Below are 17583 nucleotides of genomic sequence, written 5' to 3' on the forward strand. Positions count from 1 at the left end.
AGCGCCCTAAAGGACACAAGAAGGCGTAAAAATGTCTTTTATAAACAGGTTAAAAATCAAGATTTCCTATAACCGAATAGTCATGTTGAAAGTTACAAAATCGGCTTGACACGTCGCCGCATAAAGATAGTATGAGATGTTTGCGCTTATTTAGTAATCTAGTTTTAAAAAATAATTTATGAGCATAAAAAGAATTTCAGGAGTCGTGGCGCTGTTAGCCACTGCCGGTATTGCATCGGTCGCAATGGCAGTTGGACCAGGTGCGCCAGCTACACCGACCATAACAGGCGGTAATTTGGTAAGCGGAACTATTTACGCAAGCTCTACAACTGCGATTCAGGCCAACGTTAACTTTACTGGAGTGGGTGCGGATGTAAGTGACCACATACTCCTTTATCTCGACGGCTCTCTTTTCGGGGGGAAAGATTATACGATAACAGGGTCAGAGTTGGTTTCAACCACAAACAACCCCGTAGAATTCCAGTTTGTTGGAAGCGATCTGACCACTGAAGTGTCACACAATATTACCGCAGTTGCCAGTACTACCTCGGGCGGAGGATTCAGTGTAGAATCTGCTCCGGCGACAGTTATTTTTGATAACACTACGCCGACACTTCCAACTGTTTCTATCGCTAGCAACGCGGCGAGCACGACTCTAGCAGGTGTGGGTCGAACTATAACAGTCTCTGTAAGCGCAAGTGAAAATCTCGACCCGGCCAAAGTTACGGGTACTATTGCTGGTCAAACAGCAACTGTAAGCGGAAGTGGTTCTTCATACACACTTTCTTATACAATGACGGGAAGCGATACTCCTGAAATAGTTCCGTTTGCTATAAACTTTTCTGACCTCGCGGGTAATGCCGGGACGCAAGTTGTTTCTACTACTGACGCTTCTTCAGTAACATTCGAAAAAACACTGCCAACGCTTAGTGCGATAATCTACTCTTCTAACGCAAGCTCAACACTTGCAAAGTCGGGGGACATAATTACAATTGCGGCGAGTTCAAGCGAAGAAATATTCCCAGTATCTGCGACCATTGCAGGACAAACTGCCACAGTCGCTTCGACCAGCCCGACCGATTACTACTTCACCACAACTGTTGACGGAAGTCATGCTGAGGGACCTGTTGCTTTGGCGATAGACTTCTCTGATCTTGCCGGCAACGCGGGCACGCAAGTTGTTTCTGCAACGGGAGTTGTAAGTATAGACAAGACCGCTCCAACCGCAGGTATTTCTTATGACATTAACCATGCGGTAAAAAATGGTACGTCGCTAACTATTACCGCAACAACAACGGAATCTTTAATCACTGCTCCGCTTATTTCAATCACAGTGCCAGTAGGCGGAAGTAATGCGGTGTCGAATGTAAGCATGTCGACTTCGAACGATAAGGTTTATGTTTATAGTTACACAGTTGGTACGAATGACGGCACGGCAAGTATTGCTTTGAGTGGAACGACAGATTTGGCCGGCAACACAATCACAGTAACACCAACGAACGGCACGACATTCACCGTCGATAACACCGTACCGGCGGCACCAGTAGTAACTACGGTTGGCGGTACCGATAATAAAGTAAACGCCAGCGAAGCCTCGGCAATCATTGTTGTTGGCACGGCAGAAGCGAACGCTACAACGACAGTTTCTATAACAGACGGCGTAAACACAGTAACTAAAGATGGACTTGCCGATGGATCCGGAAATTATTCCATAACTCTGAACGGTACGACTGCCGTGCCAGCCGCACTCGCCGACGGCGTTATTACTGCATCAGTAACGGCGACAGATATCGCAGGCAATACCGGTCCTGCGGGAACGAAAGCAGTACTCCAGAATACCTCTGTCCCGATTGCACCAGTGCCCTCGATAACCAACAATATTAACAGCGCTGCAAGTACAACTGTTGCGCTGATCGGTACTGCGCAAAGTAACACTACGCTTTATTATTCAATCTCGGATGGCACTAAGTACCTAACCGGAACATCAACTGTAGTAGCCGGCGCATTTAACGTGACCGGCCTCAATCTCTCGACATTTAACGAAGGGAGCATAACCGCGACGACGACAGTAACAGACTCGGTAGGGAACGTGAGTTCTGTCGGAATAGCGACTCCAGGAACGAAGGATACCGTCGCTCCGGTATTTTCTTCTGTTACACCAGCCACCAACGCATATATAAAGAATGTAACAACGAGCACCCAGCTTGGTTACACTTTGGGTGAATCGCTCGCGTCCGGTCTCGCGGTCTTCACGAGGACTGGTGGCACTGCCGATGGAACTGTTCATTCTTGTGCGCTCGCGGGTACAGCTAAAACAACTGGTGCCCCGCGTACGCTCGATATCTCAAACACGACTAATGGCTGTACGATAGTGCAGTCTCTCGTCTCTGGCTCTGTATATAGTATCGACTTCGGCGGGTCGGACGCGGCAGGGAACAATTCGGCAACCACGACTGTAACTGGCGTCACCTTCGATAATACATTACCTACGCTCTCGCCGGTTTCTATTGCCTCAAGTAATGCGTCTACAACACTCGCAAAAGCAGGTGATGTTGTCACATTATCATTCACAAGTGATGAGCCAATCCAAACACCGACTGTAACAATTGCCGGCCATTCTGCCACTGTTCTGGATATGGGTAGCAACGTCTGGAATGCTTCGACAACCGTGCTTATCGGAGACACTAATGCCGCTACGTCTTTCACAATCGACTTCACAGATCTCGCTAATAACGCCGGGACGCAGGTTGTTGCGATAACCAGCGGAAGTCCGGTGGTTATCGACACCGTTGCACCGACGGCGACACTTGCGTATTCACCGACGACGGCAGTTAAGCCAGGCGCGTCGCTCGTCATCACCGCAACATTGAGCGAGCCGATTGCTGATGCACCGGTCTTGAACTTCGATATTTCCGGTCCTTATACTCAATCAGCGGCGGCGATGACAAAAACTGATAGTACACATTATGCAACAACGACCATTGTGGGTGTTGGAAACGGTTCCGCTTCGGTCAACTTGAGCAATGCAACTGACCTCGCGGGGAACGCAATCACTGGTCTCCCGACGAGCGGCGCGACCTTCACAGTAGACAATGCTGTCCCTACGCTCTCCGGGGTTTCTATAAGCTCCTCGAATACGACACCGACACTTGCAAAAGCGGGGAATATAATAACGCTCGCATTCACGAGTAACGAGACAGTCCAAACGCCGACCGTCACAATAGCAACCCATTCTGCAACGGTACTGAATATGGGAGGTAATGTTTGGAATGCTTCGACAACAGTGTTATCTAACGACTCCAACGCGGTTACACCATTCGCAATAGATTTTTCCGATATTGCCGGTAACGCAGGGACACAAGTAACGACAACAAACGATGCGTCAGGCGTTGTCATTGATACCGTCTTGCCGAATCTGTATCTCGAAACCGCGATAGCTTCGTTAGTTAACACCGCGACACCGAGTTTTGCATTCCGTTCCGATGAGGCGGGGAATGTCAGCTATTCCGGCGGGTGTACAGCAACTACACCTTCTGTAACTACGGCAACCACCACAATAACTTACAATTCACTTACCGATGCCACTTATGGAAGTTGCGCGGTCAAGGTAACTGACGCTACTGGCAACCAAAGCTTGTCGCTCACGCTCCCAAGCTTCACTATCGATACACTCGCACCGACACTTTCTTCACGTTCTATTTCTTCGAATAATTCATCAACTACCCTAGCCGTTGTGGGCGACGTCGTCACACTCTCGATTACTTCAAGTGAAAATCTCGCCTTTGCTACTAGTACAATAGCAGGTCGTTCCGCGGTGCTCGCAACCACATCTCCGACAACCTTCACTTTCACAATAACAATGAATAGCGGTGATGCAGAAACAGTCATACCGTTCACTATCGACTTCACGGACTTTGCCGGTAACTCCGGTACACAAGTTTCTACTGTAAGTTCCGGTTCCAATGTCGTCTTCGATAAAACCGCACCGACCCTCTCATCCGTTGCGATGGTATCTAATAATGCTTCTACCACACTGGCAAAGTCCGGTAATATTATCACCCTCTCGTTCACCTCCAGCGAGCCTATCCAGAATCCCTCGACAACCGTTATCGCTGGACATCTTGCGACCGTGACCGGGTCGGGTACAACATGGACTGCTACTTACACAATGAGCACAGGGAGTCAATCGGACGGGCCGGTTACCTTCACAATAGACTTCAAGGATAAAGCCGGCAATGATGGAACCACCGTCTCGGCTACGACCGATTCATCTGCGGTAACCTTCGACAAAACGGCACCGACATTATCTTCGGTATCAATTGCTTCTGACAACGCGAGCACTTCTCTCGCCAAGGTCGGCGACACTATTACTTTGTCATTTACGAGCAGCGAACCATTGTTGGCGGCCGGTGGGACTATAGCTGGACACACTGCGACATTGGCTACAACAAGCCCAACGACATTCACGCTTACAACCACGATGCTGGCCGGTGACACTACAGGAACAGTGTCATTCTCTGTGACGTTCACCGATAACGCTGGTAATGCTGGTAGCGCGGTTTCTGTTACCAGCAACGGCACGTCGGTTAAATTCGACAAAACCAACCCGACGGTCTCTGCCGGTTCAGACGCATCGGCGAATGCGCAATTCACTCAAAACGCAACAGCGAGTGACGCAGGCTCCGGTATCGCGACTTATTCTTGGACGAAAACAGCCGGCTCGGGCACAATTACCTTCGGCACCCCTGTGGCGGAAGATACTACAGTAAGTGCATCAGTCGATGGTGCTTACACGATTCAACTTGTTGCAACAGATAACGCAGGCAATACCGCAACATCGACGGCGACAGTAACATGGGATGCCACCGCACCGACGATTGATATCACCGCACCGATAGAAGGACTGACAATCGCGACGACGACTTCGCTTACTGTAACAACAAGTGAGACAGCAACTTGTACTTATTCGCTCGACAGTGCGACATCAGTAACTCTCTCGACAACAGGCGGCACTTCTCACAGTGATACTTTAAGCAATGTTGCTTCCGGCGCACATTCGCTCACGACCACCTGTACTGATCTCGCGGCTAATATTGCCACCTCATCGACACGCTCGTTCACAGCTCTCACGACAAGCGGTAGCAGTATCACTGGCGGTTCCGGCCCGGTTGTCCTCGACAGCACTCCAAACGATGGAGACGTAGCACTTCCGGGCGGGGTCACCAGCCTTACACTTTCCGCAAGTTCGCCACTCTCGGCTTCGACCAGCCTCTCTACTGTTGTGCCGGGTAGTCCAGGGAGCCTCATGCTCAATGGTGCGCCAGTCTTGCTTAACAACTTCACGATTGGAACAACTACTCGTGTTGGCCTCACGACTGCACAGACAGTAGGGGACAAAACTATAACCGTTGGCACCGGCTTTACCTTGCAGTCCGGTACGAACGGCACACCAATCACGATAGTTGGCAGTGGCACCGGCGTCAGTATGGACTTGCCTGATGGTGTTTCAATCCTTGGACCAACAGGTTGGAACGGCCAAGTCTTGCCTCCGTCCGGCGGTACGACCAACGGCTCCGCACCTTCCGGCTTTACGGTTGGTGATTCATTCGAAATTGGTTCATCGGACGTACCGCTTCTCCTGACCCAAGCGGCAACCATCACCTTCCCAACTATCAAGCCGATGGTAATGCGCGTGACCGGTTCAAATACCTGGAACACTCTATCGACCTGTGCCGGCACTTACGCTGTACCAACGGCACCAGCGGCGTTCGGCGAATGTGCCATCGCGGGAACTTCTGCGACCAAGGTCCTGACATACCACTTGACAACCTTCGGCACGATCACAACGATTCCGGCTACAGTAACACAGAGTTCGAACGGGCCGATAATTGGATCGTATGGAGGTAATAATGGTTCAGCTTCAGTGACTACCCCAACCCCAACGCCAACGCCAACGGCAACAAAGACAACCTCTGTTGTTTCGAAAATAACTACAAAAGTACCGACAACGACAACGACCGGCAACAAGATTACTGCTCAAACTCCCGCAACTTCGCGTGCTGCGCTCATTGCTAAGTTGAACAGCCAACTCGCCCAACTTCGCAGACAGTTGGCATTATTGAAGAATAACGCCCCCGCCTCGTCCGTAACTAATATCGCTAAAGTTAAGCCGAAAGTCGTTCCGCCAATAGCAAACATCAGCGCCTTGAACGAAGAAAAAGTAACTGCGCCCAAAGCCACAACCACCAAGAAAAGCACAGGCTTCTTCGGTAAAGTCTTAAACTTCTTCGGATTCTAAAAACGGAGGGTAGAGGACTCGAACCTCTAAGGGCTTTCACCCGCTAGTTTTTCCGCCCTTCGGCGGACCCGCTGGGGCGGGCAAGACTGCTTTCGAGACAAGGCGGAGGGAGCGAGATTCGAACTCGCGAGACCCTTTCGGGTCTACCGCATTTCAAGTGCGGCGCACTAGACCAACTATGCGATCCCTCCGCCTTGTTTCGAATAATTTATCAAGATACTCTCGCCCCGTCCCCGACTTCAACCAGTTCTCCCTTTTTCTCGCCTCGGTAAAATCTTCACAGGATTCGGTATGAATCAATTTCCAAGGTCGTCCTGCTTTTGTTGAACTGGTTTTTCCGGCATTGTGCGCTCGTAACCTTATATCAGGAATATTCTCGTGGCTTGACCCAACGTAACGCTTCCCAGTTTTCTCGCTTAGAAGAACATAGACACAGGACATTTTGTGAGTATATCACAGGAATGGTTTTTTGCCTTTGCACTTCCGCCCTTCGGCGGACCCGCTGGGGCGGGAGACCGCTATGCGATCCCTCCCAGACCGCCTATATTAGCGAAAAGTGGACAATTAGTCTAGACACTCGCTAATGGCAGTGTTACGATTATATTATTAGCAAAAGATTATTAGTAATTAATTTAAAAAAGTATGATGGGTTCATGTGATGGTAAGAATCACTGCGCGATGATGAAGTTGGGCCACTGGCTCATCCTCATCGGTGCTTTGAACTGGGGGGTGTTTGGTCTTGGTATGCTTGTGGGCAAGAGTGACACCTGGAACATTCTTCGAATGTTGCTCGGCAACATGCCGGTAGTGGAAGGTGTTGTTTATCTGCTGGTCGGTGTCTCCGCTGTGATGAAGCTCATCGGCTGTCACTGCAAGACCTGCTGTTCGGGTGTAAAATAATAACAGAGAACAATTAGCACAAGGCCCCACAAGGGGCTTTTGTGCTATACTAAATACAGCCCCACCCCCAACCCCTCCCCGAAGGAGAGGGGTGTTGAAACGAGTATTCACCCTCTCCTTCGGGGAGGGAAAGGGAGGGGCGAATTTTTATGAAATATCTAGGCGTGGATTATGGGACGAAGCGGATAGGCCTGGCCGTCTCGGATGATGAGGGGAGCATGGCCTTCCCCTATACTGTCGTACCGAACAGAGGCATCATGCATGCGGCCGATGATATCGTTATGGCTTGCCGGAATAAAAAGATAGACGCGATTGTCATCGGCGAGTCACTCAACTATGCGCTCGAGGATAATCCTATAATGAAGCACATTCGGACGCTCGCCCAGCATTTGAAGGATAAGATAAACCTGCCGATATTTTATGAAGACGAGACGCTGTCATCCGCCCATGCAGAACGTACGCAAGCCTGCCCGCCATCACTGCGTCGGCCAGAACAGGGCCGTTCACGCAGTGGGCGGGGTAAAAATGAATTATTAGACGCCTCCGCCGCGGCGATAATACTGAACAGCTTCTTGGAAAAGCAGAAGAATAAAAAATAGAGAGGAATACGAATAGATATGCAACGGTCCCGGTAGCGCAAGCGCATACCGGGACCATTTTGTTGCGGGGGAGGGTCGAGCTATGCCTATGCCTCGACCTGGTGCTTCTTGTACTCGTTGATCATGAGGATCACGACCTCATGTTCAGCCCTGCCTGCCGCGACCTCGCGACGGGCCCTCTTCTCGAGCGATCTCATGAGGCCGAATTGGCCCCGAGTTTCCGTGATGATCCCCATTTCCCGAAGAGCTTCCTGAAGCATCGTGTGCTTCCTCCTAATTAGTAGGTTCCCGCAACTGCGTGGTGTCGCAAGTAAGCGAAACCACTCGAGAACTAGTGTGAAATGATAACACATGTGGATAACTTACGCAAGTTGGATATCCACAACTTGTGAATATCCCCAACTCTAACTCCTAACTCCCATCTCCTAACTCCTATTTGTAGTATACTAAAGTCATGAAGTCTTCTTTCAGCGCTTTTTTTCCTTTGCCCAATAGTTTGGTCCGGCCGGCTGTGGGCTTGGATGTCTCTGATGAATCTATCAAGCTTATCGAGCTGTCGTACGCAGGGGGACAGGCGAGGCTCAAGCAGTTTGCCGAGCTACCGATACCGCCCGGTGCCATCGTGGCGGGGCAGATCAAACAGCCGGCCGACCTGACGATGGTGCTAGCCTCTATACGCAAGAGATATAATATTTTCCAAGCGAATGTGTCGTTGCCGGAAGAATTAACTTATGTTACTAAAGTTCGCGTAGCGCTAGCACCCAAGGTGGATATTCGCGAGCAGATAGGATTGCATTTGGACGAATACGTACCTCTTCCTCCGCAAGAAACGGAATTTGATTTTGAACTAATCGCCGAGCAGGGCGACAGTATTGACTGCGCAGTGGTTGCTCTGCCGAGAGAGACGGTCACCAGCTATCTCGGCGCCTTTAAAGAGTCGGGGATAGAGCCGTTGGCATTTGAGATCGAAGCGCAAGCCGTGGCACGGTCGCTAATAAAGTCGGACGACACCGATACGATAATGACAGTGGACTTCGGCAAGGCAAGGACGGGCCTGGCGATAGTGAGCGAAGGCCGAGTGCTTTTCTCGGCGACACTGCCCTTTGGTGGCAGATACAATACTAATATCGTCATGCAGATGGAGAAACTTGATGAGGCCAAGGCGGAGGCGCTCAAGCGTAACTCCGGCTTGTCGCGTGCGTCCGGCCACGAAGAATTATACTCCATGCTCCTATCTCACATTTCCGTTTTGCGCGACGAGATGAACAAGTACCTCCTATTCTGGGGTTCTCACAAGAAGGAGGGTGAGGCCGATCCCAAACCGGTCAACAGAATAATTCTCGCCGGTGGTGAATCAAACCTGCTCGGGTTGCCGGAATACCTGTCGGCCACGCTGGGTCTTAAGGTGGTGATGGGGAATCCCTGGATCAATGCGTTCTCGCTTGATGAATATATCCCGCCGATCGAACAGCCGGCCTCGCTCCGGTACGCGACAGCTATCGGGCTCGCCTTGCGCGCCAACGTAATTTTCTCCTAAATCATTCGTATCTCCATGATCATAAACCTGCTTCCGGAAGAAGAAAAGAAATCATTAAAACGGCGCTATTATGCGAGAATGTTTCTTGTCGGCTCAATGCTCTTTACTGCAATCATTTTTGCGGCCATACTTAGTTTGCTCCCGCCGATAATCCAACTTAACTACGCGATAATCGGCCCTGCGCATCAGCAAGCAGCTGCGGCGAAATCCAGGGAAGCTAACGCGACCTCCACTACCCTGGCCGCAATCGTAAGTGAGATAAAAGATGTAAACGCGAAGATTGCGATAGTGAACGGTATGCCAGGAAAAATGCCTACAGGGGCAAATGTTACGAAGCAATCGGTCTTGATCTCGCGGATAATCGATTCATTGGCGCGAGCAAGCCAAGTCGCCCATGCCAAAGTAACGATATCTAATTGGCACTTCAACCGATACCCTGCCGACCCTAGCACCAAGACCCCGGCGGGCTATAATATTTCTGTCTCCGGCGTGGCGGCGACTCGAGAAGTCTTGCTTGCTTTAACCAAAGAGCTCGGGCGCAACGAGGGTATTATTGCAGTCGACAATCCTATTGCGAATTATGTCCCGGGCAAGAACAGCTCATTCGTCATCTCGCTAATCGCACGATAGTTATATGAAGATCGATTCGTACAAAATAATATATTTAAAAATGGCGCTGTTCGTTGTCGTCCCGCTCCTGCTTTATGGGATGGTCTTTCGAACTTTGCTTAATGCGCGCGGAGAGGCGGAGAAGATACAGACTGCGAACGCATTCGAAGAGGATACCCACTCATTGCGCGTCGCTCTCAAAGCGGCAATGGATAATTCGCTTGAAGATAGGAGTAAAATAGAAACTCATTTTGTACGCAAGGATGATATCGTCAACTTCATCAATAATTTGGAAAAGTTAGGAAATGATAACGGTGTCGTGGCGAACGTGAGCTCGCTTGGAGAATTATGGCAAGATCAGAATAGCGGGTCGCTGGCCATTTCTCTCCATGTCGCGGGAACTTTTACTGACGTGTACAATTATCTCCTTCTGCTTGAAGAGACACCGCAGAAATTGACGCTTGACGACATCCAGCTGATAGCTGGGGACAGCGGAGCGCCGACGACAATAAAAGCGTTAGGCCCGCATACGAGTATCTGGACAGCCGACATTCGCGCTACGGTCGTACACTATATTAAATAGACATGTTTAAAAATCCATTTACTAGACAAGTAAGAGCAACACATGGCCGGCACGAGAGGCCGTGGGGTGGTATCTACGCGCAGCGTATTTGGAAGTGGATGCTCCTGGCGACGCTTATAATCTTCTGCCTCTTTGAATGGGCGCATTTGCAGATATATCGTTATTATACGCGCCCGGTCTCCATCTCTGTTAAGGCGATAACTAAGGAGGTTGTGAATCTGGACCGCGCCGGTCTCGATATGGCCGTATCTAGCATAAAAGATAAAGAAGTGATGTTCAACCAGTACCTCAAACAAAAGGTCCAGATAACCGACCCGGCGCAGTAGTGTACTTATTTCGAAAGTTATTGTATTGTAATGCGGTGTGCCCCCGTAGCTCAATGGATAGAGCAGCGCTCTTCTAAGGCGTTGATGTGAGTTCGATTCTTACCGGGGGCGAACGAAGTTTCCTACGATTCGAATTCGCTTGCCGACATGAACGGGCAGACGCAGGAAGGTTTGTGGCAAGTGGCGCAATTGTTGTGATACACCTTCGCTATTTCTTCAGCGATATTGATACCGGCAGAATTGGCGACATCGAACATACAGGAGATAAGGTCGGCGAATTCTATCTCAAGTTTCGCCAAATGCTTCTCGTCGTGAATGGAATAATATTGATTGACAGCTTCGCTGAATTCTCCTGTCTCTTCAGCCAAGTGGATGCCGGCTTGGTCGAGAGTACGATCAGATTTGGGATAAATAGCATCGAGTTCTGCTTGGGAGGCGGCGAGAGTGCGAGGCTTTTTGCCGATAGAGTGCAGGCCTTTCACTCTTGTCTCGACATGTTTGCTTTTGCAGATGCATGGCCGCTTGCCGCAGTATGAGCAACAGCCGGGGAATCTCTTCCAGAGCATATCGCTTGCGTCGATGTGCAAGCGATTGGCAATCGACATCACCCAAGAAAACGAGAAGAGCAAATTAATGCGCAACTTCTCGACATCATTTTTCCTGATGCCTTTGATGGCTCGCATGGCGAAGATTGCTTGATTGTCTACCAGTTCGAAAAGAGAGAATTTTTGATCTTCAGAGACACCATAAACAGTAGAGACGAATTCTTGTAAGTCTGCAATTGAGCCGTTCTTGAGGAAAGAAGCCATCGCACTTGTATTATCCCACTCCTACCGAATTTTGCAAGTACCTCAAAATTTGCTACTATAAAGCCTTGTATCCGCGCGGTTAGCTCAGTTGGTAGAGCAGGGCTTTTACACAGCCAAGGTCAGGGGTCCGAGTCCCTTACCGCGCACTTTATTATGGAAAAGAAAGATTATCCCATATTGCTCACACGACATCTTGAGGCGCTTAAAGCCGAGTGGAAGATTGCGTCTGCCGAGATAATAGAGTCTTGTCGTGCTATCTATCTCGAGGGGAGCGGGCTTGCCAATGAGTTCGCGCGGTTTCTCGAAGCACCGGGCAAGTTCATCCGGCCGAGCATGTTCTTGTTCGGGTACCGACTTGGCGGAAACGAGCCGGACGAAAAGCTAATACGCCTCGCGCTCGCCTTCGAACTTCTGCATACATACCTGCTTATACACGACGACATTATGGACGCGTCCGATTTGCGCCGAGGCGTACCGAGCGTTCATCGTTTGTGCGAAGCGTATCATAAAAAAGAAAAATTTCGTGGTGACAGCGCCTATTTCGGCGTCAGTATGGCTATTTTGTTCGGTGATATTATATCTTCAAAAGCTATTCAACTTTGGTCAGAAGCCGAAGTGGCGGGCGCATCGTTGCCGAAAGCGCGCGCAACCTTCGACGCAATGCATGTTGAGGTGTGTTTGGGGCAGTATCTGGATCTCATGTCTCCGGCCGGTTCAAAGGTTCCGTCTCGAGATATTGTGGCGCAGATAATGGAAGAGAAGACGAGTAAGTACACAATGACCGCACCGCTCACAAGCGGGCTCTTGATGATTGATGCGCCCAGCGAATGGGTGCGCGACTTTGGGACCAATCTAGGCATTGCTTACCAAGTAGCCGATGATATTCTAGGCGTCTACGGAGACCCGAGGGTAACAGGGAAGTCGGCAGACTCCGATATCCGCGAAGGCAAAGCCACGTTCCTTGTTTGGTCAGTGCTAGAGTCTGCAACTTCTGACGACAAACAGACAGTTATAGAGTTTTATACCGGCAACGATAGAAGTGATGATGCTGTCCTGCGGGTGAAAAATCTTTTTGATAAATATGATGCGCGCGCGAAAGCCGGAGCGATTGCATCAGAGTATATGAGCAAGGCACTTGATGTCCTGACAAACGCACCGATCTCCGATATTGCAAAAGACGAGCTCAAAATATTTTCAAAGTTCGTCGTAGAAAGAAACAAATAATATGCAACCAGAAAAAATCCCAACCAGTGTCGGTATTATTATTGATGGCAACCGTCGTTGGGCGAAGGCTCACAGCCTCCTGCCGTGGCAGGGGCACGAAGCCGGATATAAAAAAGTAAAAGAGGTGGTCGCATGGCTTCGCGACGCCGGCGTAAAAGATATCGTCGCCTATACCTTCTCGACAGAGAACTGGAAGCGCCCGGAACAAGAAGTTTCTTTTCTTATTAAGCTTATCGAACATGTGCTCGTGAACGAGTTGGATTGGGCGAATCAAGAAGGCATACGACTTCGAGGTGTCGGTGATATGACTAAGTTTTCCGAACAAGTTCAGAAGCTCGTAAAAAATGCCGAAGAGAAAACGAAAAATAATAGTCGCATCACGTTAGGGATAGCATTGAACTACGGCGGTCGAGCAGAAATTTTACAGGCCGTGAACAAGCTACTTACTGTGCGAGGTTCAACCTCGCACAGTCTTGTTACTGAAGAGGAATTTTCCAAACTGCTTTATACAAAAGATATTCCGGATCCTGATCTGATATTGCGCACGAGCGGGGAACAACGTCTCTCTAACTTCCTCCCATGGCAATCAACCTACAGCGAACTTTTTTTCTTGCCTAAAATGTTTCCGGATCTGACGAAGGAAGATGTAACGAATGTCCTTGCAGAATATTCTGCACGTGATCGCAGAAGGGGAAAGTAGAATGAAGCGGATAAAAATAATTTTTGAAAATAAAGATTTGCTGGTAATTGACAAGCCGGCGGGGTATTTGTCGCACGGCGACGAGAAGAGCAAGGGGTCAGACGTGGCAAGTTGGTTCGCGAAGAACTATCCCAAGTCTGCAAAAGTTGGGGACGACGGTAGGGCGGGGATAGTTCATCGCCTAGACAAAGATACTTCCGGCGTGATGCTCTTGGCAAAGACGCCGGAGATGTTTACGTATCTGAAGCAGAGTTTCGAAACTAAAGATATAGAGAAAACGTACCTTGCCATAACCTACGGTGTGGTAAAAGACGAGCAGGGGATGATAGACCGGCCTATTGGCAGAAGCTCGCACGACGCGCGGCTCCGCCGGACCGGTGCCGACGCCGACGGCAAACAGCGCAATGCGCTCACGTATTACAAAGTGCTGGAACGATTCCCGCAGAATACTTATCTCGAAGTGCACCCCAAGTCTGGTCGCACACATCAGGTGCGTGTACACCTCAAATCTATCGGCAAGCCGATACTCTGCGACATGTTGTATGCACCGGGCAAGGCATGCATGCCCGAAATGGGCAGGCAAGCCCTGCACGCATCAGAAATAACATTCGCACTGCCGAATGGAGCGAAAAAGAGCTTCAAGTCACCCCTGCCGGACGACTTCAAAAAGACGCTTGAAAAGCTCCGAAAGATGTGTTAGGATTCCAAAGGTTCAACCTTAAGCACCAAAAAGGTTGAACCTTAAAAATTTAAAAACCCCAATGATTCCCGTCATTTCACCCGTCAATATAGAAGAACGCCGCAAACTCGACTTTCGAGCCGGCGACACCGTCCGCGTGACCGTCAAGATCGTAGAAGGCAAGAAGGTTCGTCTCCAAGCGTTCGAGGGTATCTGTATTGCTCGAAAGCACGGCACCGAGCCGGGCGCCTCGTTCACTATCCGCAAGATCGCCTCCGGCGTCGGCATGGAGAAAATCTTCCCTTTGTACGCTCCCGTCATCGACAACATTAAAGTTATCAAGCGTTCCAAGACTCGCCGCTCCAAGCTCTACTTCATCCGCGACAAAGCAACGCGCGAAGTGACCAAGAAGATGAGCAAGATCCGCGCCGGCAAAGAGTCCGAGCCCTTGCCCGAAGAAGCTCCTGCTGAAGCGGTCGCGGCATAAGACAAAATAGAAACCAAGAATAGCCCGTAAGGGCTTTTTCTTTTCGCCTCGCTGTGTAATACTTTCTAAATGGAGAAAGAAACGAATAACGAGCTGGAATCAAGATTAGAAATAATGCCCACGCCTGAAGTCGTCGTCCAAGATGAACCGGGGATGCGACTGTGGGGTATTGCGCAAAAAGCGGCAGACAAACAATACGACAAGAAAGAATACCCGATTGTTGAAGATATTGAAGATTACTTTTCTGAACGTCCATTACCACGGGCTGTTATACAAAAGATACAAGAATATCAAAAAGTAAACGAAGAAGCTGTTTTCTGGATATCTCTCGCATACAATCATCTCGAACGGATTGACCTTGTTAAAAAAGAAATTATTTCACACAAATCCTGGATTACGAATATTGATGATTTGATCAACGGTGTTCATGCTGTCATGCGGGAGGTTGAAAATTCGTTAGACGCCGATATTCAGGAAAAGATACAAGGTGCGGTACTTACTGACCTCTCAGCAAAAGAGCGCATCCACGACCAGCTTACTGCTGATATCACCGAAATCATTAATTTTTATAAACTTAGTCCGGAAACGAATATTAAACAAGCAGTACTGACTACCGCGAATTTTTTCACACCAAAGAATTCTGGCAGGGGATTATCGGTCGGAGAAGATCAGTACCTATTCTGTCATGCAACGAATCGCGATAATATGCGGCACGAATTCTCGCACGGGTTCATTAACGACATGGTCCATGAGCTCGACCAAAAACTCTTCGAAGAGCAAAAAAATAAAATAGTCTTGCTGGCTGGAGACTGGTTGAAGTACGGAAATGACTATGGTGAGTATTGGGAAAGCTTGTTGGATGAAGAACTGATTAGAACGTATGTCGACTGCTACTCAAAGCGACAGCAGCTCAAGATGACTCCGCTGCGTACATTGGTCTACAAACTCTATGAAGACTACGATGTGGCGAAAGAAACAGACCCGCAGCTTCGATTCAAACAGTTTTTACTAACAGAATTTCCTAAACGACTCTGGTAAAAAAGTGGATAAATAATTGGTAGACGCTATACACTTGAGGTATACTAGAGGCATGGGAATGCGAGGACCATTACCAAAGAGGAGAGTGAAAATTAAGTGGTCGGCAAAATTTGCCTATGCTATTGGATTATTGGTAACCGACGGTTGTCTCTATAACGATTATCGGCACATGAGTCTGACTTCTAAAGATATTGAACAGGCTCGAAATTTCAAAAAGTGTCTCGGCTTGAAAGTTAAAATTGGATTGAAGGGGAGCGGAGCGTCCAAAGAAAAAAAATACTATCATGTACAGTTCGGGGATGTCGAATTTTTTGAATTTTTACAGTCTGTTGGACTCACGCCCGCAAAGTCAAAAACGATCGGTGCCGTCAAAGTCCCAGACGAATATTTTTTTGACTATGTTCGGGGGTGTTTTGATGGAGATGGATGTTTTTATTCATACTGGGATCCTCGCTGGCGATCGAGCCATATGTTCTATGTTGAATTTGTTTCTGCGAGCAAAGTACATATCAATTGGTTTCGAGAAGAGTTACGAATGAGGGCTGGAATTGTAGGTCATCTGACAGATGATGGGAAACACTCTACAACTCAGCTCAAATACGCAAAGAAAGAGGCGCTGGTAATTATCGACAAAATGTACTATAATCCTCGTGTTATTTGCCTCACCAGAAAAAAGCTCAAAATCAAAAAAGCTTTGAAAATTGAGCGAAGACAGCAAAAGTTATATTGAGTTATGCCCGGGTGGAGGAACTGGCAGACTCGCAACCTTGAGGTGGTTGTGCCCGCAAGGGCGTGCAGGTTCAAGTCCTGTCCCGGGTACCAGAATAATTTCTAATAAAATCTATGACTATAGAATTTTTGCGTTCGTACCGTGTTGGACCTTTTGCGATTTTTGATTTCGCTCTTTCTTACGTTGCTGTATATTTCCTAGCACCATATCTATCTAAACTTTTTGCTCTCGTTGGCATAAGTATAAACAGAGAACAGTGGCTGTGGCTCACTTTGCCGATCGCGCTTATTACACATCTGGTCTTTAGAATAGACACGCCATTTACCAGAATGATGCTAGACCCCTCTGGCGGGTATATTGCGAAATTTGTTATTATATTTATGCTGATCATGGTATACGTAAGACGGTAAGATTGCGACGGAGCAAAGTTCATGCCTAACAAATTCTACACCGGCAAGGGAGACAAGGGCGATACAGGGTTCTTCGGTACTGCCGAGCGCCACCCCAAATCATCAATGCGCGTTGAGTGTCTCGGCGCGGTGGATGAACTTGGCTCGTGGGTCGGCCTCTGTCGTGCGAAGTTGGTCACCGAGGAGAGACCTCCCTCTGGAGGACTCTCCTCGGTGACAAAATCAAAAATATTAGAAGAAGTTCAGCAAAATCTGTTTATCATCCAGGGCGAGTTTGGCGGAGCCGACGTGCATTTGAACGAGAAACATCTAGCGAAGCTCGAAGAAGATATTGCTGACATTTCTAAACGCTTGCCGGAAATCACCAGTTTTGTTTTACCCGGCGCATCCGAGCTTGGCGCGATACTTGATATAACTCGCACGATAGCGAGGCGCGTCGAAAGGCGAGTGGTTGCATATGCCAAAGATACGCAACTTATGGGAGCAGTGCAGGGGAGGGCGCGCGAATTTACTCTGGCCTACTTGAATCGTCTATCGAGTCTCTTATACGTCCTCGCTCGACACGAGGCCGCAAAAAGAGGAACGCAAGAAAAAACTCCGACCTATGAGTAGGGTGGTGTTAGCACTATTCTTTGTGGATAAAGTCGAACACGG

Annotated in this window: 17 protein-coding genes and 4 tRNA genes; 18 read left to right on the forward strand and 3 right to left on the reverse strand. The window is 48.9% G+C overall.

Annotation, left to right across the window (positions count from 1 at the left end):
* The first annotated feature begins 178 nt into the window (after window positions 1-178).
* Window positions 179-6298 (forward strand): hypothetical protein, encoded by a 6120-nt coding sequence (locus tag WC764_02600; protein MFA6006593.1) that lies wholly within the window; start codon window positions 179-181, stop codon window positions 6296-6298.
* Window positions 6299-6401: 103 nt separating this feature from the next.
* On the opposite strand, the gene WC764_02605 is transcribed toward WC764_02600, so the two are convergent.
* Window positions 6402-6489 (reverse strand) — tRNA-Ser (locus tag WC764_02605).
* Window positions 6452-6739 (reverse strand): GIY-YIG nuclease family protein, encoded by a 288-nt coding sequence (locus WC764_02610; protein MFA6006594.1) that lies wholly within the window; start codon window positions 6737-6739, stop codon window positions 6452-6454. The genes WC764_02605 and WC764_02610 overlap by 38 nt, the downstream gene beginning before the upstream one ends.
* 201 nt (window positions 6740-6940) lie before the next feature.
* On the opposite strand from WC764_02610, the gene WC764_02615 reads away from it, so the two are divergent.
* The 7 genes from WC764_02615 to WC764_02645 all read left to right on the forward strand — a co-directional run bounded on the left by WC764_02615 (window position 6941) and on the right by WC764_02645 (window position 10963).
* Window positions 6941-7198, forward strand: a complete 258-nt coding sequence (locus WC764_02615) for a DUF378 domain-containing protein (protein ID MFA6006595.1) — start codon at window positions 6941-6943, stop codon at window positions 7196-7198.
* 149 nt (window positions 7199-7347) lie between these two features.
* Complete coding sequence (gene ruvX / locus WC764_02620) at window positions 7348-7797, forward strand: Holliday junction resolvase RuvX (GenBank protein ID MFA6006596.1); 450 nt, start codon at window positions 7348-7350, stop codon at window positions 7795-7797.
* A 454-nt stretch (window positions 7798-8251) separates the two neighbouring features.
* Complete coding sequence (pilM, locus tag WC764_02625; protein ID MFA6006597.1) at window positions 8252-9334, forward strand: type IV pilus assembly protein PilM; 1083 nt, start codon at window positions 8252-8254, stop codon at window positions 9332-9334.
* A 15-nt stretch (window positions 9335-9349) separates the two neighbouring features.
* Window positions 9350-9964: a hypothetical protein gene (locus WC764_02630; protein ID MFA6006598.1), complete on the forward strand. Its 615-nt coding sequence runs from the start codon at window positions 9350-9352 to the stop codon at window positions 9962-9964.
* A 4-nt stretch (window positions 9965-9968) separates the two neighbouring features.
* Window positions 9969-10526 carry a hypothetical protein gene (locus tag WC764_02635; GenBank protein ID MFA6006599.1) on the forward strand — a complete coding sequence of 186 codons (558 nt, stop codon included), beginning with the start codon at window positions 9969-9971 and terminating at the stop codon, window positions 10524-10526.
* 2 nt (window positions 10527-10528) lie between these two features.
* Entirely contained in the window at window positions 10529-10852 is a 324-nt protein-coding gene (locus WC764_02640) for a hypothetical protein (protein MFA6006600.1), read from the forward strand.
* Between the two features lie 39 nt (window positions 10853-10891).
* A tRNA-Arg gene (locus tag WC764_02645) sits at window positions 10892-10963 on the forward strand.
* Window positions 10964-10974: 11 nt separating this feature from the next.
* Here the strand turns inward: WC764_02645 and WC764_02650 are convergent.
* Window positions 10975-11661, reverse strand: a complete 687-nt coding sequence (locus tag WC764_02650; protein ID MFA6006601.1) for a MazG-like family protein — start codon at window positions 11659-11661, stop codon at window positions 10975-10977.
* A 73-nt stretch (window positions 11662-11734) separates the two neighbouring features.
* Here WC764_02650 and WC764_02655 point away from each other — a divergent pair.
* From WC764_02655 to WC764_02700, 10 genes are all read left to right on the forward strand, one after another.
* Window positions 11735-11807 (forward strand) — tRNA-Val (locus WC764_02655).
* 7 nt (window positions 11808-11814) lie between these two features.
* Window positions 11815-12885: a polyprenyl synthetase family protein gene (locus tag WC764_02660; protein MFA6006602.1), complete on the forward strand. Its 1071-nt coding sequence runs from the start codon at window positions 11815-11817 to the stop codon at window positions 12883-12885.
* Between the two features lies 1 nt (window position 12886).
* Window positions 12887-13585: a polyprenyl diphosphate synthase gene (gene uppS / locus WC764_02665; protein MFA6006603.1), complete on the forward strand. Its 699-nt coding sequence runs from the start codon at window positions 12887-12889 to the stop codon at window positions 13583-13585.
* The gene (locus tag WC764_02670; protein MFA6006604.1) at window positions 13539-14285 is read left to right on the forward strand and encodes an RluA family pseudouridine synthase; all 747 of its coding nucleotides are present in this window, start codon (window positions 13539-13541) and stop codon (window positions 14283-14285) included. The genes uppS and WC764_02670 overlap by 47 nt, the downstream gene beginning before the upstream one ends.
* 61 nt (window positions 14286-14346) lie before the next feature.
* Window positions 14347-14751 (forward strand): 50S ribosomal protein L19, encoded by a 405-nt coding sequence (gene rplS, locus WC764_02675; GenBank protein MFA6006605.1) that lies wholly within the window; start codon window positions 14347-14349, stop codon window positions 14749-14751.
* Between the two features lie 69 nt (window positions 14752-14820).
* A complete protein-coding gene (locus tag WC764_02680) occupies window positions 14821-15789 on the forward strand; it encodes a hypothetical protein (protein ID MFA6006606.1) in 969 nt (322 codons plus the stop codon).
* 52 nt (window positions 15790-15841) lie between these two features.
* Window positions 15842-16519 (forward strand): hypothetical protein, encoded by a 678-nt coding sequence (locus WC764_02685; GenBank protein MFA6006607.1) that lies wholly within the window; start codon window positions 15842-15844, stop codon window positions 16517-16519.
* 5 nt (window positions 16520-16524) lie between these two features.
* Window positions 16525-16611: transfer RNA gene (locus tag WC764_02690), tRNA-Leu, on the forward strand.
* 21 nt (window positions 16612-16632) lie between these two features.
* Complete coding sequence (locus tag WC764_02695) at window positions 16633-16929, forward strand: hypothetical protein (GenBank protein ID MFA6006608.1); 297 nt, start codon at window positions 16633-16635, stop codon at window positions 16927-16929.
* A gap of 21 nt (window positions 16930-16950) precedes the next feature.
* Window positions 16951-17541: a cob(I)yrinic acid a,c-diamide adenosyltransferase gene (locus WC764_02700; GenBank protein MFA6006609.1), complete on the forward strand. Its 591-nt coding sequence runs from the start codon at window positions 16951-16953 to the stop codon at window positions 17539-17541.
* The last annotated feature ends 42 nt before the right edge of the window (window positions 17542-17583 follow it).

The organism is Candidatus Paceibacterota bacterium (assembly GCA_041660505.1).
GTDB lineage: Bacteria > Patescibacteriota > Minisyncoccia > Phycocordibacterales > JACRKE01 > JBAZWG01.

Bases quoted from the DNA above. Each gene is read 5' to 3' on its own strand.
- WC764_02600 (MFA6006593.1), top strand. From the start codon at position 179: ATGAGCATAAAAAGAATTTCAGGAGTCGTGGCGCTGTTAGCCACTGCC.
- WC764_02610 (MFA6006594.1), bottom strand. From the start codon at position 6,739: ATGTCCTGTGTCTATGTTCTTCTAAGCGAGAAAACTGGGAAGCGTTAC.
- WC764_02615 (MFA6006595.1), top strand. From the start codon at position 6,941: ATGATGGGTTCATGTGATGGTAAGAATCACTGCGCGATGATGAAGTTG.
- ruvX (MFA6006596.1), top strand. From the start codon at position 7,348: ATGAAATATCTAGGCGTGGATTATGGGACGAAGCGGATAGGCCTGGCC.
- pilM (MFA6006597.1), top strand. From the start codon at position 8,252: ATGAAGTCTTCTTTCAGCGCTTTTTTTCCTTTGCCCAATAGTTTGGTC.
- WC764_02630 (MFA6006598.1), top strand. From the start codon at position 9,350: ATGATCATAAACCTGCTTCCGGAAGAAGAAAAGAAATCATTAAAACGG.
- WC764_02635 (MFA6006599.1), top strand. From the start codon at position 9,969: ATGAAGATCGATTCGTACAAAATAATATATTTAAAAATGGCGCTGTTC.
- WC764_02640 (MFA6006600.1), top strand. From the start codon at position 10,529: ATGTTTAAAAATCCATTTACTAGACAAGTAAGAGCAACACATGGCCGG.
- WC764_02650 (MFA6006601.1), bottom strand. From the start codon at position 11,661: ATGGCTTCTTTCCTCAAGAACGGCTCAATTGCAGACTTACAAGAATTC.
- WC764_02660 (MFA6006602.1), top strand. From the start codon at position 11,815: ATGGAAAAGAAAGATTATCCCATATTGCTCACACGACATCTTGAGGCG.
- uppS (MFA6006603.1), top strand. From the start codon at position 12,887: ATGCAACCAGAAAAAATCCCAACCAGTGTCGGTATTATTATTGATGGC.
- WC764_02670 (MFA6006604.1), top strand. From the start codon at position 13,539: ATGTCCTTGCAGAATATTCTGCACGTGATCGCAGAAGGGGAAAGTAGA.
- rplS (MFA6006605.1), top strand. From the start codon at position 14,347: ATGATTCCCGTCATTTCACCCGTCAATATAGAAGAACGCCGCAAACTC.
- WC764_02680 (MFA6006606.1), top strand. From the start codon at position 14,821: ATGGAGAAAGAAACGAATAACGAGCTGGAATCAAGATTAGAAATAATG.
- WC764_02685 (MFA6006607.1), top strand. From the start codon at position 15,842: ATGGGAATGCGAGGACCATTACCAAAGAGGAGAGTGAAAATTAAGTGG.
- WC764_02695 (MFA6006608.1), top strand. From the start codon at position 16,633: ATGACTATAGAATTTTTGCGTTCGTACCGTGTTGGACCTTTTGCGATT.
- WC764_02700 (MFA6006609.1), top strand. From the start codon at position 16,951: ATGCCTAACAAATTCTACACCGGCAAGGGAGACAAGGGCGATACAGGG.